The organism is Flavobacterium sp. GNP011 (assembly GCF_056428925.1).
Window position 1 is genome coordinate 1 of sequence record NZ_JBWJVJ010000008.1, and the last position, 16,578, is coordinate 16,578.

The following is a 16,578-nucleotide window of genomic DNA, read 5'->3' on the forward strand; positions in this document are numbered from 1 at the left end:
CTCTGCCGAGTACCACGGACAAGCACGAATCGAATGAAAACGTATTACTTTTCATGACCCTTGTTATTTGGGTAGAGCCAATAACAAGGGTCATGAAAAGTAATACGTTTTCCTTTAAATTGACCACCTTCAATAGTAAGTCTACCATCATCAAGTAGCGATTTCAAAAATTCTGTATGATGTATTACTTCATATTGTCCTCCTAGTTCTGGATACTCATTTTTGAGCGTGTTAAAACAATGAGGACATGCAGTAACTATTTTTTTTGCTTCATACCCATTCAAAACTTCAATGTTCATCATGGCTTGCATTTGAAACAAAAACTCGTTTCCGGCTCTTTTTGCTGGATCTCCAGTGCAACTCTCTTCTGTTCCTAAAACTGCAAAAGAAACATTAGATCTATTTAAAATTCGAACAAAAGCTTTCGTAATTTTTTTGGCTCTATCGTCAAAACTTCCTGCACAACCCACCCAAAATAAAACTTCTGGCTGCTTTCCTTGAGCTAACATTTCGGCCATGGTAGGCACTATTAAATTTTCTGACATACTTTTTTATTGATTCGGTTATGTGATAATTTGAGTTTGTATTAAAAAAATACAATAATGAAATCCGTTATAATGGATTATTCATTCTTCCAATTTAATCTATCTTGTTGGTTGTATTGCCATGGTGCGCCATTGTTTTCAATGTTAGTCATCATAGCATTCAATGGCATTGGAGCAGCACTTTGTTCCATTACTAAATAACGTCTCATATCCATAATAATAGATAACGGACTAATGTTTACAGGACACTCTTCAACGCAAGCATTACAAGATGTACAAGCCCATAATTCCTCAGCGGTAATATAATCATTCAACAATGACTTATTGTCTGGCACAAAAACACCTTTGTTTGCATCTATATTTTTACCTACTTCCTCAAGACGATCTCTAGTATCCATCATGATTTTTCTAGGAGATAATTTTTTACCTGTATTGTTTGCAGGACATGAAGAGGTACATCTGCCGCATTCCGTGCAGGTATACGCATTTAATAACTGAACCCAGTTTAAATCTTGCACATCACTAGCACCAAATTTACTTGGAACCGCATTTGGATCTACTGGTGCTGCTGCAAAAGGATCAGCATTTGGATCCATCATTAATTTAACTTCATTGGTAACCGATTGTAAATTATCAAATTGACCTTGTGCATTCAAGTTAGCAAAATACGTATTTGGAAAAGCCAATAAAATATGAAGGTGCTTTGAAAAATAAAGATAATTCATGAAAATCAAAATCCCAATGATATGCACCCACCAGAAACCTTCGGATAATAACATTACTAATTCATTTGAAAGTCCATTAAAAATAGGCTCAATAAACTGACTCACTGGAAAAGATCCTGCTTTTATAAAATGTCCGTAACCTCCTGGCACATTTTGTAAATGCAAATCAGAAGCGTTCATTAATAAAAATAATGTCATCAATACAACTTCAAAATACAAAATGTAATTCGCATCACTTTTAGGCCAGCCTTTTAAATCTGAACTTACAAATCGCTTTAATTTAACAATATTTCTTCGGCTCCAAAAAGCAAAAACAGCCACTAAAACTAAAACAGCAAGTATCTCGAATGAAGCAATTAATATATTATAAGTAGTTCCTAAGAAAGCAAAAACTCTATGTGTACCAAAAAGTCCATCAATAATAATTTCTAACAACTCAATGTTAATGATTACAAAACCTATGTAAACTATAATGTGTAAAATCCCTGCTACAGGTCTTTTTACCATTTTTGATTGTCCTAATGCAATCATCGCCATATTAGTCCATCTTGCTTTAGGATTATCACTGCGATCAACAGCGGTTCCTAAATTTATATTTCTTCTTATTTTTTTTACACTAATAAAAAAATATCCAAAACCTATTGCCAGCGTTATGGCAAATAAAATATTGTCTAAGTAGCTCATTTTAATTTATATTTACTTTAATTTAATGGTGTCATTTTCTGGCCCTACGTATGGTTTATTTTTCTTTCCAAACACTGAAATATTTACATATCTAGTAGGATACAACCTAATATCTTGGAGAAGCAATTCTAACTCTTTAGTAGATGTTTTAATATTTTGATAAAAAGATTCATCCTTTAATAATTTACCAATAGTACCTTTGCCAGATTCTAGGTTACGCATAATTCCATCAACACGTCCTAGCGTAGCATTTAGATTTTTAACAGTTTTACCTAAGTCAGCTTTATTTAAAGAATCTGAAATTTTTGAAAAATTTCCTGAAACTTTATTCAAATTAGTTACAACTCCATTAATTTGTGTTTTATTAGTAGCTAATAAATCATTCACACTAGTTGAAAGTTTATGAAACTCAGCTACTGTTTGACTCAATTCAGCAAGAGTCAATTTGATATCAGCTTGACCTTTTTGATCTAAAACATTATTCAATCCAGAAATTAGTTTATCTGTATTACCTAATAATTTTTCAAGTTTGTCTTGCAAAGGCGCTAATTGATCTCCTACTTTATCGGTTAAACCAAGCTTAATTCCGCTTTGAAAAAACTGACCTTCAACAGCTAATTCTTTATCATTGAAATTAGGCATAATCGCAATTTGCTTTCCGCCAATAAAACTTGGCTCATAAAGTGATGCTATACTACTTTTTGAAATAGGAAAATCAGTTTTCAATTGTAACTCTACAAGCAGTTTACCTGTATTTGCATTAATAGTAATACTGTTTACTTTACCTATAATCAAACCATTAAGAGTTACCGGAGCAGATGACGTAAGACCTTCAACACTATTATACTCTACAAAAAAAGTTTTATAATCCGTAAACAAGTCTTTTCCTTTTAAAAAACTGTAACCCCAAATAAAAAGTGATATAGATGCAATAACTAAAATTGCAGTTTTAATTTCTCGTGATATTTTCAAAATTCCTGTATTTTTTACAAATTTAATATAAAATATTTGACTTGTTATAATAATTTAAGTGCTTCTTTAATACTTATATTTTTTCCGTTCTGAAACGCTACAATATAAGCAGTTGTATAACCTTTTAATTGAACCTTTTTTAAATCTTCTTTGGCTGCAGCATACGTATTTGCTTCTCCATAGAAATAAGTAAACAAAGATCCAGAACTAGATTGAACTGAAACGTCTTTCAAACCTTTAAAATTCTGAGGCTTTAAATCCAACTTTTTATTACCCGATGCAAATTGCACTTTAAAAACAACATTAGTTTTAGATTGTTTAGAATTTATGTCTGATAAAGTTCCCTTAACCGTTGATTTTTTATCTACAGAGGATGATTTCGTTTTTGAAACTTCTTTCAAATCATCATTGTCATTTGAAAAACTTGTATCAAAGTATTCTTTTTTGTAAGCAATTATAGCCGATGCAATTGCTTGTGCCATGTTTTTTTGTCCTTCTGCAGAGTTGAGATAAGACCCCTCGCTTTTATTGCTTAAAAAACCAAGCTCAATTAAAACACTTGGCATGTACGCTGCATCTAACACCCATAAAGGAGTTTGTTTTATACCTCGAGATTTTCTGTTGAGTTTGTGTATAAAATTACCCTCTATTTTTGATGCTAATCGAATACTCCGATCTAGATAATCTTCTTGTAATATTTTTAACCCTATTAATGTTTCTGGATTTTTTGGATCAAAACCTTTATAGCTTCTTTTATAATCCTTTTCTAAAAGTATAACTGAATTTTCTTGTTTTGCAATTTCTAAATTACCTTTACTTCGGGACAAACCCATGACAAATGTTTCTGTCCCATATGGAACTGGATTATTTACTGAATTACAGTGAATAGAGATAAATAAATCTGCATGCAGACTATTTGCTTTGTGAGGTCGGTCTTTGAGTTCAATAAAAACATCTGATTTGCGTGTATGAATCACCTTAATATCCGGATCTTCATTCAACTGCTTTTCGAGTTGCAAAGTCGTTTTTAGTGCAATTTCTTTTTCTATGAATCCATGATAGGAATTTCCAGGATCTTTACCTCCATGGCCAGCATCAAGGATAACAATAAATCTATCTTTAGATTGAGAAAAAACAGCTATGCTTGTCATTAGAAAAAAAACGACACATTTTTTTTTTATTTTTAAAACACTATGCAAAATATATAGGTGTAAAATTATTAAGGTCCTTTCTAGGAGGATTTATTTAAGGACATCTTGAATACTAACTTTCTCACCATTTTTGTAAGCGATTAAAAATGCAGAACTGAAACCCTTATCTTTTGCGATTTTCAAATCTTTCTTGGCTGTTTCATAATCTGTTGTATTTCCAAACAAATACTTAAAATATTTATTTTCGGTAATTACAGAAATGGCATCTAGGCCTCTAAACGTTTTTGAACTTGTATCTAAGTTTGTCAAACTAGCCATCAATTGGACTTTATAAACTGTTACGGCGTTACCATTAACTACAGGTAAAACAGCTACAGGATTAACTCCAGATTGTATATTTGGTGTAGTTGGCATTTCGTTAATTTCATTAAGGTTTTTTTCTATTTTTTCTTGAGGTAAAACCTCTAGGTTATTTTCAATTTCATTTGTACCATAATATTCGGCTTTATAACTAATAATTGCATCAGAAATAGCTTTTGCTATCTGGTTTTGACCCTCTTCAGAGTTTAAAATATTACCTTCAATAGTGTTTGATATAAATCCCATTTCAATTAAAACCCTAGGCATATAGGCTTTATGCAATACCATAAAAGGTGCCTGTTTTACACCTTCTCCCCGTATTTTTTTTCCTAAATTTTCAAATGCATCCTCCACTTTACTTGCTAGTGAAATACTGTTATCTAAGTATTCTTCTTGCATGAGAGTCATACCTATCATGGTCTCAGGAGAGTTAGGATCAAAACCCTCATATTTTTGTTTATAGTCCTTTTCTAGGGTTATTACAGAGTTCTCTTTCTTGGCTGCCTCTAAGTTTGATGAAACTTTACTCAAACCCATCACATAGGTTTCAGTTCCATCAGCAAGGGTATTTCTATTTGCATTACAATGTATGGATACAAAGATGTTTGCGTTAAACCTATTTGCAATATTGGCTCTTTCGATTAAATCAATAAAAACATCTGTTTTTCGAGTATAATTAACCTCCATATAGGGTGTTGATTCTAAAATTTTACCTACTTTTAAAACAACAGCTAATGCAATATTTTTTTCGATCCTACCTTCATAAACTGCCCCAAAATCATGTGCACCATGACCCGCATCTAGCGTTACCTTAAAATTACTTGATTGACTAAAACCCAAAACGGAATTCATCAACAAAATAAAAGATACCAATAATTTATTATTACTTGAAAAAGACATGTTTTGATACGTTAATTTAATTAAAAGACTACAGTTATAAAATTATTAATTTGACTATTTTTGACCAAAAATAATCTGTAAGTTTGACTCCTCAAAAAATAGGCCATCATTTTACAAAAATAGCATTTAAACCTTTGCATACAAACTTATTTAATATCGTTTTAATATCTATTATCCTATCAATAGGTTCAGGTACAACATACGCGCAAGATATCATTAAAAAAAAGCCGAATGTAAAAGCTCAAAATAAAATTGAGTCTAAGCTCAAAACATTATCCACAATTAAAACTGATGCTAATATTGAGGCAAAAAAAGTAGATACTATTAAGATTGACACTATAAAAAACAAAAAAGTATTTTTAAACGGAAAAGTACGTTACAAAGCCAGTAAGTATGTCAAAATTGATCAAAAGAGAAAATTAATCACATTATACGATCAAGCAGAATTATATTATGAAGATGTTGAACTTAAATCTGGTATAATAGTACTTGATTACGAAAAAAATGAAGTCTATGCAGGAAGATTAAAAGACTCAACAGGTGCTTTCATTCAATATCCTAATTTTAAGCAAGGAACAAATGTCGTAGAACCAGATTCTATTCGGTTTAATTTTAAAACAAAAAAAGCGCTAATTTGGAATTCTCGTTCAGATCAAGGCGAATTCAAAATCAAAGCTGCAGTTACTAAAAAAGAAAATGACTCTGTATATTTTTTAAAAGGCGCCCGTTTTACTACATCAAAAGATGTAGACAATCCTGAATATTATTTCCAAACCAATAAAGTGAAATTTATTCCCGGCAAAAAAGTAGTTACTGGATTAACTAATATGGTTATTGCAAATGTGCCTACTCCTATTGCGCTGCCTTTTGCGTTTTTTCCTATGAGCAAGGAAACCAGTATTTCGGGTTTAATATTACCTAGTTACAACGACTCTAACAACCGTGGTTTTTCTTTGCAAAACTTAGGCTACTATTTTGCCTTAAGCGATAACTATGACTTAACCGTATTAGGAGATTATTACACCAATGGTAGCTATGGGATGCGTTTTGAGTCAAGCTATGCCAAAAGATACAATTATCGTGGTAACATCAATGTGCGTTTTGAAAATTTAATCAATAGTGAAAGAGGGTATCCTGACTATTCTAAACAGAACATTTACAACATCCAATGGTCCCATTCAAAGGATACAAAATCCAGTCCAAATTCTACTTTTTCAGCTTCTGTGAATTTAGGAAGCAGCAAATATTTCCAGCAGTCCATTAATCAAGTTAATATTGGCTCAAACCTAAACAATACACTTAGCTCTTCAGTATCTTATTCCAAAACATTTACTTCAGTGCCACAAGTGCGTATGTCATTGACAGCTACACATTCTCAAAACACACAAACAGAGGAAATCAACATGACCTTACCTACTCTACAATTAAGCGTAGACAGAATGTATCCTTTTGTAGGTAAAGGCGGAGTGAGAAAAGGTTTTTTTAAGAATATCAATTTACAATACAACCTAAACGGTAGAAATAGTATCACAACTAATGACTCTTTATTTTTTAAACCCCAGATGTTTCGTGATGCTAAAATAGGTTTTCAGCATAGCATCCCGTTGAGTACAAATTTTAAATTATTCAAATATTTTAGTGCTACTACATCAATGAATTATGAAGAAATTTGGTATACTAAAACCATTAATAAAAGCTTTGATATAGAACAAAACCGAGTAGTTGATAGAACCGTTAATGGTTTTGACGCTTTTAGAACCTATTCTTTCTCATCAAGTGTAGGAACAACAATATATGGAACGTTCAATTTTGGTGAAAACAAAAAAATAAAATCAATACGTCACGTAATGAGACCCTCCATTTCTTATGGGTACACACCAAGTTTTGAAAAATATTACGATACTTATGCTGCCGATGGTTCAGGAAAAATGCAAAAATATACACGATTTGAAAACGGAATTTACGGTGCTCCAGGGTTAACCAACTCTAATATTATAGGTTTCGATTTAAGCAATACGCTAGAAGCAAAGGTAACAGACAAGGATAGTACTAAAGTGGAGTCAAAAAAAATAATGCTACTTAACAACCTTAACTTTTCTACATCATACAACATGAATGCAGATGGTAAAACAACATTAGCATTAGCACCAGTTCGAGTAAGTGGTGGTACAAATTTACTAGATAATAAAATGAATGTCAATTTTGGAGCCACTCTTGACCCTTACGCTATTGATAATTCGGGCAACCGAATAAATGTGTTCAACATCAATAACGGTGGTAGTCTTTTTAGAATGACGAGCTCTAATATGACTATAAATTATGCCATTACAAGTCAAGGAAAAGACAAAACAAAGAAAGATAAAAATTCATTAAGCAAACGAAATGGTGGTAGAGAAGACGATTTATTTGGGACTAATGTAGATCTTGGCGATAGCCGTAGAAGTTTATTTGACGAGGATGAAGAAAATGAAGAAGAAAACACAGAATCTGAGTTTTTTAATTCCAAATTACCTTGGGACATGACATTTGCTTATTCCCTAACATATGGAAACAATAATCGAGAAAATAAAATTGTTGGAAACTCAATTATGATATCTGCCAATGCAGACATAACGCCCAAATGGAAAGCTGGTGTTTCAACAGGTTATGATTTTGTACAAAAAGGAGTTACGTTTACTCAACTGCGTTTTGAGCGCGATTTATTAAGTTGGCGAATGGATTTTAACTGGTCACCTTTTGGTACAAATGCAAACTGGGGTTTCTTTATCGGGATAAAATCTGGTGTATTAAGTGATATCAAATGGGATAAACGTAGTACCATAAACAGGTAACTTTAAAACTAATTCAAATTAATGCTACATGAAAAAAATAATTTTTACTAAAAATGCTCCTACTCCAATAGGTCCTTATAGCCAAGCTGTACTAAAAGGGAATACTCTTTACACATCTGGTCAAATTGCTTTAGATCCATCAACTGGAGAACTAATAACATCATCTATTGAGGCAGAAACCGAGCAAGTAATGCAAAACATGAAATCAGTTCTTGAAGCAGCAGAAATGACATTTGAAAATGTTGTTAAAACAACAATTTTCATTATGGACATGAATGATTTTGCTCAAATAAACACGGTTTACGGTTCTTATTTTGACGAAAAATCAGCTCCTGCACGTGAAACTGTTCAGGTATCATGTTTACCAAAAAATGTTAATGTAGAAATCTCAATGATTGCTATATTTTAATATCAATTTACAGCTTTTTAAAACTGTAAATTATATACAAAAACCTTACTAATTCTTAAGAAAGCATAGCTTTGCAAGAATTAGTAAGGACTTTAATATTATGTGACTCTATTTATTTAAATTGTGATAAGCGATTAATCCATCAATAGGTCTTCTTAAAACATTACCCAATTGTAGTTCATATTTATCAAAAGTTTCCTGTAATTCTTCTTTTAAGTAAAAAGCAATAGAACCTACAAAATGAACTTTTACCTCTTTACAATTATCAAATTGCTTGATATAATTTTTAACAAAAGATTTCATTCCCTTGAAAATTATTTTCCTACAAAACTCTGTTTCTTTATGCTGAATTAAAAACTTTGCAAAAGTAGCTAGATAAGCGTTAGGATTAGGCTCCTTATACAACTTGCTTTTTATAGCATCTGGATCTAAATCATACTCTTTTTCAAATTCAACAGCCAATTCTTTTGGCATTTTGTTAAAGTAATACTTTCTAATTAATTCTTTCCCAAAAACATTTCCACTGCAATCATCCATAGCAATATAACCCAGAGATTGTACTTTTTGATGCAACTCTTTACCATCAAAATAACTACAATTTGATCCAGTTCCTAGTATTGACACTATTGCTTTTTCTCCTTTTGGGGTAGTTGCATATACAGCTGCGTATGTATCCTCTCTAACATCAATGATTGCATTAGTGAAATAAGATTGAAAAACTTGAGAAAGTGTTAATTTCATCCGTTCAGTACCACAACCCGCGCCATAAAAGAATAAATGAGTAGCATTTTTTTTATTGTGTAAAATATCAAATCGATCGTTCAATCTTTCCACAATTTCATTAGCCTCTAGCACTTCTGGATTTAGTCCTAGAGTTTGTGTTGTAAATAAAATTTTACCATTGTCATCTATCGCAATCCAATCGGCTTTAGTAGATCCGCTATCAACTATTAGTCTCATTTTTTTTTAGTTTATTGGTGTGTGTTGCCCGTTTAATATAAAGTCATAACCATTTAATTTCTATACCAAAGCAACAAAAAATAAAATCCCGTTACAGCATGATAACGGGATTTGTAAATATATAAAGAATTATTTTAACCCTGCAATGTGCACAGATAAATCAATTAACTTACTAGAATAACCATACTCATTATCATACCAAGAAACTATTTTGAAAAAAGTAGAATTCAATCCAATTCCTGCAGTGGCATCTACGATTGAAGTTCTTTTATCAGAAATAAAATCTTGGGATACTACAGCATCTTCAGTATAGCCTAATATTCCTTTCATAGTGGTCTCAGAAGCATTTTTTAAAACTGCCATAATCTCTTCGTAAGAAGTTTCTTTAGCAACTTTTACCGTTAAATCTACTGCAGATACATCAACAGTAGGAACACGAAAAGCCATACCAGTTAATTTTCCATTCAATTCAGGAATAACTTTTCCTACTGCTTTTGCGGCGCCTGTTGAAGATGGAATAATATTTACACTTGCAGCACGTCCGCCTCTCCAGTCTTTTTTTGATGGACCATCTGCTGTCATTTGAGTTGAAGTGGTAGCATGAACAGTTGTCATTAACGCCTCTACAATTCCGAAATTATCATGAATCACTTTAGCTAATGGCGCTAAGCAATTGGTAGTACAAGATGCATTAGAAACCACTAAATCTGTTGCTTTCGCAGTTTCATGATTTACTCCCATTACAAACATTGGTGCATCTGCAGATGGAGCAGAAATAATAACTTTTTTAGCACCTCCTTTAATATGCTCACTAGCAGTTTCTATAGTTGTAAAAATACCTGTGCATTCAGCAACTACATCAACATCTACCTCATTCCATTTCAAATCAGCTGGATTTCTCTCGGCAGTGATACGGATGTTTCTTCCGTTTACATATAATTTTCCTTCTTTCACTTCAACAGTACCGTCAAAACGACCGTGAACTGAATCATATTTCAATAAATAAGCTAAATGATCAACATCTAATAAATCGTTTATTGCTACAACCTCGACATTATCTCTATTAAAAGTTTCTCTAAAAACGATTCTTCCAATTCTACCAAATCCGTTAATTCCTAATTTTACTTTTGACATTTTAATTTAATTTTTTTGTTTATTTTTCTTTTCTACCTAAAGTCTAATTTCCTCACAATAAACTTTAATTAACTATGTCGACATAATGTCTGATACTCTTAATAATTCTCTATCAATCATGGATTCTCCTTTAATAGCTTGTTCCAAAGGCGTCAATGTTACTTGATCATTTTGCAACCCTACCATATAACTCGATTTACCTTCTAGTAACGATTCAACTGCTTTTACACCTAACCTACTTGCTAGAACTCTATCAAAACAAGATGGTGAACCTCCACGCTGCATATGACCTAAAACAGAAACTCGAACATCATATTCTGGTAAATTAGCTTCTACGTAATCCTTAAGTTCAAATACATTTTTACCAATTTTATCACCTTCGGCAATGACTACTATACTTGATGATTTTCCAGAAGCCTTACTTTTCTGTAAAGATTCGAGTAATCTATCTAGTCCTAAATCTTCTTCAGGAATCAATATCTCTTCTGCACCAGCACCTATACCTGCATTTAAGGCAATATGTCCCGCATCTCTACCCATTACCTCAACAAAAAACAAGCGGTTGTGTGAACTTGCTGTATCTCTTATTTTATCAATAACATCTACAACTGTATTTAATGCTGTATCATAACCAAGGGTATGGCTGGTACCAAATATGTCATTATCTATAGTTCCTGGGATTCCCATTACTGGAAAATTAAATTCTGAATTAAACAATAATCCACCCGTAAAAGTTCCGTCACCTCCTATTACAACCAGTGCATCTATACCTGCTTTGGTTAAATTTTCATGTGCCTTTTTTCTACCTTCTGGGGTTTTAAATTCTAGCGAACGCGCAGATTTTAATATGGTTCCTCCTTTATTTACAATATTGTTTACACTACGAGGTCCCATATCTTTAAAGTCTCCTTCAATCATACCTTGGTACCCTCTATAAATCCCTATACATTCTATGTTATGGTAAGCACAAGTTCTAACTACAGATCGAATTGCTGCATTCATTCCTGGGGAGTCTCCACCAGAGGTAAGAACACCTACTTTTTTAATTGTTTTTGGCATTTTTATAATATTAAAGTGTAAAACTAACAAACATTAATCACTTATAAGACAGTGATTTTTATTAATTAAAAGACTCTCTTAAATTCAAACGTTTTCGTTGATAAGTTTTTTTTAAACACTATTAAATTACGCTATTAATTACTAAAAGTGAAAATTTATTCACTTTTAGTAAAATATTAACGTTTTAATACTAAATAAAATAATGGATTATAGTATAGATATTTCTATTGAAATTTAAATAATTTGAAAACTGTCTATAATAAATAAGCAGTTGTAGAAAAGAATAATTTAAAAGCACGATTCTTATTTAATACTCCTCTGGAAGAAGGCCTTCTTGATTTTTCTTAATAGGTTCTGGAGTTTTTTTCTTGGATTTAGAAAAATTAATATAATCTGGAGCCATATCAGAATCTTGATCCTCAGATAGCGATGTACCTACTTTTTCTATTTTAAGATTCTTAAAAATTTTGTTCACCAACTCTTTAAAAGTATCAAAATCTACTTCATAAGACACCCCTAAACCTTGGGTATAACCTATACCTTGACCCACATAATTGATGTCATTTTCTTTATTAAAAAGTCTGAGATTAAGAGTGCCATCTTCGTTAACACGATAAAGCACCTCAACATCGCCTACAATAGCAGACTCATTAATTCCTCCAAACGGAACTCCTAACTTACCATTTATTGTAATACGTTCGTTTATTTTAGATGAAATTGTAGCAACAAATCTACCATCCGTTTCTTTTCCTAATCGTCTGTCAGCTCCAATAAAATTTAGACCTACTTTGAATTTTTCATCATCAGAGCGAATGATTCCACCCAAAATACTCGAAGCCGTTTCAAACAAACTCCCTGAAAAATCAGATTGATTTACACCTTCAGGACTTAAAAAACCACCCGATGACAATAAGTACAAAGCTTGCGTTTGCCTTACATCTTTATCATTTAATTTATACTGAATTTCAGATTTTAAAACAGTACTTACTGTAGGGAATTCGATATTAAAATCGGGCTCAGGACTTGTTAAATCTCCTCGCACGCCTATCACAACCTCTACTGGAACTTTTGAATTAAATGAAGCATTATCTAACAAAACTGCTGGATTTGCAGTTGTTTTATAAATTGCTTCAAGATTAAGTTGCGCTTTCATAGGATTACCTTCCCATGATATTGATCCTCCTTTTTTTACAGCAAACTTTTTATCAATAAGTCCTCCATATTTAAAATTATAGGTTCCCTCATATGCCTGGAAATCTCCCCACATGTTAAATTTACCAAGTGTATTTATTTTAAAAAGTAAAGATCCAAAACCTTTACCTTTCATACCATGACCTGTATTTCGATCTAAAATAACTTCAACTTCTGCATCTGGAGTAATGTCAAAATCAAATTCAAGTTCTAAACCGTTGTAATTGCGCGTGTTTTCAACAATCCCGTTTTTAATATTGTATTTTTCTTTTTCTGTAACAAAATGAATAAATACATTATCACTTACACTTTCGGCATTATTAATTGGAATTTTTACAGTTGTACCTTTCTCTGATTTGGCATCAACTTTTATAAATAAACTATTGGTAGGACCTTTAATTGTTGCGATACCATCAATAAAAGCAGTTCCGTAATAAGCTGCATCTTCGCTATCTTTTGTATCTAATACTACTAATCTTTTTGAATTTATGGCCAAATCTAATTTCCAATCTGAAAAATTATTATGACCTATAAACCCATTTAAACTTCCAATAGTACCATATTTGGTATCTGTTAAAGTGTTGTTCCTAAACAAAAATTTCTCATTGGTCAAATCTATAATGGTATTGTCACTCAAACCATAATCCACGTTAAGATATGGAATTGTCAAACCTGCTTTGTCCAAAAATAATCTTCCGTTAATGGTAGGATTTTGTAAATTACCCTCAATTGTAGCATTACCACCTACAAAACCTCTTATATTGGATAAAACATCACCCCCAAGAGAGTTAAGTGTTGCAATGTTAAACTTATCAAATTTTAATTTTAAGTCTAAAATGGTTTCTTTATTGACAATTTCAAAATTCCCGTAGGCATTAAATGATTCTACATTTTCGTTTTCTAGGTTTGAGTTTATGGTGAATTTTTTAAAAGTTTCATCACCCTCAACATCAAATTTCAAAACACCCAAATCAGTTTTGTTTACGTTTAATTTATCAATGACTATTGCGGCCGTAGGCTGGTAAACATTTTTATTTTGTTTAAAATCTATTTCTCCGTTAATATTTCCTTGTACAACCAGTTTATTGTTTGTGGGGGTAATTTGGTTCAAGTTAACATCTTTAAAACTTAATTTTAAATCCTTAAAATCGCTTCCTTTTAGATTACCATCCAACGCAATAGACTGATTTTCATGGGAAAGTACCAGCCTGTCTATATCAAAATTTTCCAAAGATTTATCAAAAACAATTTGATTATCAGGCGTTTCATTTTCGTTTAAAAACCACAAATAATCTTTAAACTTGACTTCTGATTTACTGATACCTACAACATTATTATTATCCTTGTTGATTGTATGATACAAGTTGAGATTGTAATAATCTTCGGCTTTAGGACCACCTTTAAACTCAGATCTAAAAAACAAGGTATCCTTGTGTGTCACATTGATCAAACTGAAATCTCTTATTTTATAATATTTTGTTTTAATACTATCAAGCTCTACATATGCATTATAAAGCGGGTTTTTATTATCAACAGCCACTTTAATATTATCAAAGGTGATATTTGAAGCTGTTATTTGTGGAGAATTGAAATCTAATTTAAATTCATGATCATCTGAACTGATATTTCCTTTAACAATTGTATTAGCTCCGATGGCAATATCTGGGTAAAAAATCTCAATTATTTTATTGTAAATAGAAAAATTAAAATTTAAGAACTGACCTTTTTTAACCTTTATGGGTTTAAAATTAGTATATAAACTTCCTAATGAATTCTTTACTAAATTTTGCAATTGATTGAATTCATATCTTCCTACAATCTCACCTTGAACAATGTCTGGGGAATTTAACGTTATGGTTCTTACTCTATTCGCATCAAAGGTTGAATTTATCGTAAAATCATTAAAAACATAAGTGTCCTTAGCGTTTTTATAAGATGTTTTATTGATAAAAACAGTTCCTTCAAAATTTTCTATTGAATTACCAGATGCTTGTACTTCAACATCTCCTTTGAAAACAGAAACAGGATCATTCATCAACTTCAATTTTTTTAAATCGGCATTGAGAACATTAATTTGGAAATCATATTTACTATCTTTTTTACTTAAATCTAAAGCGCCATCAAAAGTCATTTTCAAATTTGGATCATCAATCTGGATGTCTCCAATGTAATTTGGACTCGCAAGATTACCGTTTAAAGTTATATTTGTATAATTATAACCTTTAAACTCTATTTGGCTTACTTGACCATTCACCGCAGTGTTCAAATATTTTTGATTAAACCCTTGACCATCTACATCAATATCAAGAGAAACTTTTCCTAAATCTTTCCGATCAATCATGGTACCTAGATCAAAATTATCTAAGATTACAGAACCGATATAGGATGCTTTATCAATTTCGTTGATGTTATTGATAGACAAAATTGAAGTTACTTTTCCCAGTGCTGTTATCATAGAAAAATCAGCTTCAACGGCTGTAGTTGTAACAGATGCTGTACCTTCAGTAGTAAAACGTCCTAATTTTTGCAGAGAAGTAGGCAGTTTATTACCTAAAATGTTGGGCAAAATAACCACTAAATCCTCATAAGTAGAAGTCAATTTATCAAACTTAGAAAACATTGAAAATTGTTGTCCTTTTCTAGCAAATAAATTCTTGAAATTGATGTCACCTATTAACTGCGTTTTTCGCTCATCGATTAAATTTAACTTAGAAAACTGTAAATCATTTAGCGTTCCCTTGATCTTTGATTTTAAAGTAAATCGCTGGTTTCTACCTAATTCTTTATAAAAATAGCGAATATCATTAGATGCAATTGTGGCTGCATCTAATTGAATGTCAAATACTACTTTATCATTAAAATTAGAAAAATCTTCAATTTTGTATTTAAGAATAACTTCTCCTTTGAGTGAAGATTCCTTGGTTTGCAAATCTAGTTTTTCAAGTTTGATGTTTTTTTTGGAATATGAAAATTTCGATTTCAAATTTTTAACATACAATCCTCTAAAATCTAGAAAGGACATCTTATTAATACTGGTAGAAACTTCTGGTCCAAAAATTAAAAAATCAGTAACCGATGCATTCAGTTTTGTGAAATCTACATCTTTTGGGATTTCTCTGTTTTCATCAATTAATATAAACCTTCCATCATAAATTTGTAAGGTATTGGCTTTCATTAAAAACTTTCGATTGGAACGTTTTCCAGTCTCAAATGAATTAATGAATTTATCTATATTGGTCTCTTTTTCTCCCTTATATGTTTTTAAGTTAAAAAGTAGTCCGTATACATCCAGATTATCAAAAATAAGATCTCCATTTAGCATTTTTTTACCTTCAAGAATAGTAGTAGCAATGCGCTCAGAATATATCAAAGTATCCTTTCGGTGATCTCTTATTAGGACATTTTTAAATTTAACGCCTCCAAAAACTGAAATTGAAACCCCTTCAACATTTATATTAGTACCATAATCTTTATTCACAGTATCTGTAAAATAACGTGCTATACGCGTTTGCACGGCTGGCATAGTTAGCACAATACCCGCAACAAGTAGCAGAACTAGCAGCCCAAGCAACACCCTAAAAACTATTTTTATTACTTTTTTGATACTTAATTGTGTTAATTCATTTAAAATTTAATTTTGCTTTTGCAAACACAACT

10 protein-coding genes and 1 pseudogene are annotated in these 16,578 nt (G+C 31.6%); 2 read left to right on the forward strand and 9 right to left on the reverse strand.

Features of this window, described 5'->3' with window-relative positions; translation table 11 throughout:
* Positions 1–80: 80 nt before the first annotated feature.
* The 5 genes and pseudogenes from AC061E_RS08740 to AC061E_RS08760 form a co-directional block, all read right to left on the reverse strand.
* A pseudogene (locus tag AC061E_RS08740) lies at positions 81–545 on the reverse strand ((Fe-S)-binding protein); the annotation flags it as partial.
* Positions 546–622: 77 nt separating this feature from the next.
* Positions 623–1,954, reverse strand: a complete 1,332-nt coding sequence (locus AC061E_RS08745) for a 4Fe-4S dicluster domain-containing protein (RefSeq protein WP_478285889.1) — start codon at positions 1,952–1,954, stop codon at positions 623–625.
* A gap of 12 nt (positions 1,955–1,966) precedes the next feature.
* A complete protein-coding gene (locus tag AC061E_RS08750) occupies positions 1,967–2,926 on the reverse strand; it encodes an MlaD family protein (RefSeq protein ID WP_478285890.1) in 960 nt (319 codons plus the stop codon).
* Between the two features lie 44 nt (positions 2,927–2,970).
* Complete coding sequence (locus tag AC061E_RS08755) at positions 2,971–4,077, reverse strand: N-acetylmuramoyl-L-alanine amidase family protein (RefSeq protein ID WP_478285891.1); 1,107 nt, start codon at positions 4,075–4,077, stop codon at positions 2,971–2,973.
* A 90-nt stretch (positions 4,078–4,167) separates the two neighbouring features.
* A complete protein-coding gene (locus AC061E_RS08760; protein WP_478285999.1) occupies positions 4,168–5,289 on the reverse strand; it encodes an N-acetylmuramoyl-L-alanine amidase family protein in 1,122 nt (373 codons plus the stop codon).
* 131 nt (positions 5,290–5,420) lie between these two features.
* Here AC061E_RS08760 and AC061E_RS08765 point away from each other — a divergent pair, with 131 nt between their 5' ends.
* The gene (locus AC061E_RS08765) at positions 5,421–8,168 is read left to right on the forward strand and encodes a putative LPS assembly protein LptD (protein ID WP_478285892.1); all 2,748 of its coding nucleotides are present in this window, start codon (positions 5,421–5,423) and stop codon (positions 8,166–8,168) included.
* 28 nt (positions 8,169–8,196) lie between these two features.
* Positions 8,197–8,577 carry a RidA family protein gene (locus AC061E_RS08770; RefSeq protein ID WP_478285893.1) on the forward strand — a complete coding sequence of 127 codons (381 nt, stop codon included), beginning with the start codon at positions 8,197–8,199 and terminating at the stop codon, positions 8,575–8,577.
* 108 nt (positions 8,578–8,685) lie between these two features.
* Here the strand turns inward: AC061E_RS08770 and AC061E_RS08775 are convergent, their stop codons facing one another.
* The 4 genes from AC061E_RS08775 to AC061E_RS08790 all read right to left on the reverse strand — a co-directional run bounded on the left by AC061E_RS08775 (position 8,686) and on the right by AC061E_RS08790 (position 16,444).
* Positions 8,686–9,537 (reverse strand): N-acetylglucosamine kinase, encoded by an 852-nt coding sequence (locus AC061E_RS08775; RefSeq protein WP_478285894.1) that lies wholly within the window; start codon positions 9,535–9,537, stop codon positions 8,686–8,688.
* A 129-nt stretch (positions 9,538–9,666) separates the two neighbouring features.
* Positions 9,667–10,671, reverse strand: a complete 1,005-nt coding sequence (gene gap / locus AC061E_RS08780; RefSeq protein WP_182650998.1) for a type I glyceraldehyde-3-phosphate dehydrogenase — start codon at positions 10,669–10,671, stop codon at positions 9,667–9,669.
* Between the two features lie 72 nt (positions 10,672–10,743).
* The gene (pfkA, locus tag AC061E_RS08785; RefSeq protein WP_086454612.1) at positions 10,744–11,730 is read right to left on the reverse strand and encodes a 6-phosphofructokinase; all 987 of its coding nucleotides are present in this window, start codon (positions 11,728–11,730) and stop codon (positions 10,744–10,746) included.
* 307 nt (positions 11,731–12,037) lie between these two features.
* Positions 12,038–16,444 (reverse strand): translocation/assembly module TamB domain-containing protein, encoded by a 4,407-nt coding sequence (locus AC061E_RS08790; RefSeq protein WP_478285895.1) that lies wholly within the window; start codon positions 16,442–16,444, stop codon positions 12,038–12,040.
* Positions 16,445–16,578: the final 134 nt, after the last annotated feature.

What these genes read in the sequence shown, in the direction of transcription:
- AC061E_RS08745 (WP_478285889.1), bottom strand. Translation starts at nt 1,954, where the DNA reads ATGAGCTACTTAGACAATATTTTATTTGCCATAACGCTGGCAATAGGT.
- AC061E_RS08755 (WP_478285891.1), bottom strand. Translation starts at nt 4,077, where the DNA reads ATGACAAGCATAGCTGTTTTTTCTCAATCTAAAGATAGATTTATTGTT.
- AC061E_RS08760 (WP_478285999.1), bottom strand. Translation starts at nt 5,289, where the DNA reads ATGAATTCCGTTTTGGGTTTTAGTCAATCAAGTAATTTTAAGGTAACG.
- AC061E_RS08770 (WP_478285893.1), top strand. Translation starts at nt 8,197, where the DNA reads ATGAAAAAAATAATTTTTACTAAAAATGCTCCTACTCCAATAGGTCCT.
- AC061E_RS08775 (WP_478285894.1), bottom strand. Translation starts at nt 9,537, where the DNA reads ATGAGACTAATAGTTGATAGCGGATCTACTAAAGCCGATTGGATTGCG.
- gap (WP_182650998.1), bottom strand. Translation starts at nt 10,671, where the DNA reads ATGTCAAAAGTAAAATTAGGAATTAACGGATTTGGTAGAATTGGAAGA.
- pfkA (WP_086454612.1), bottom strand. Translation starts at nt 11,730, where the DNA reads ATGCCAAAAACAATTAAAAAAGTAGGTGTTCTTACCTCTGGTGGAGAC.
- AC061E_RS08790 (WP_478285895.1), bottom strand. Translation starts at nt 16,444, where the DNA reads ATGCCAGCCGTGCAAACGCGTATAGCACGTTATTTTACAGATACTGTG.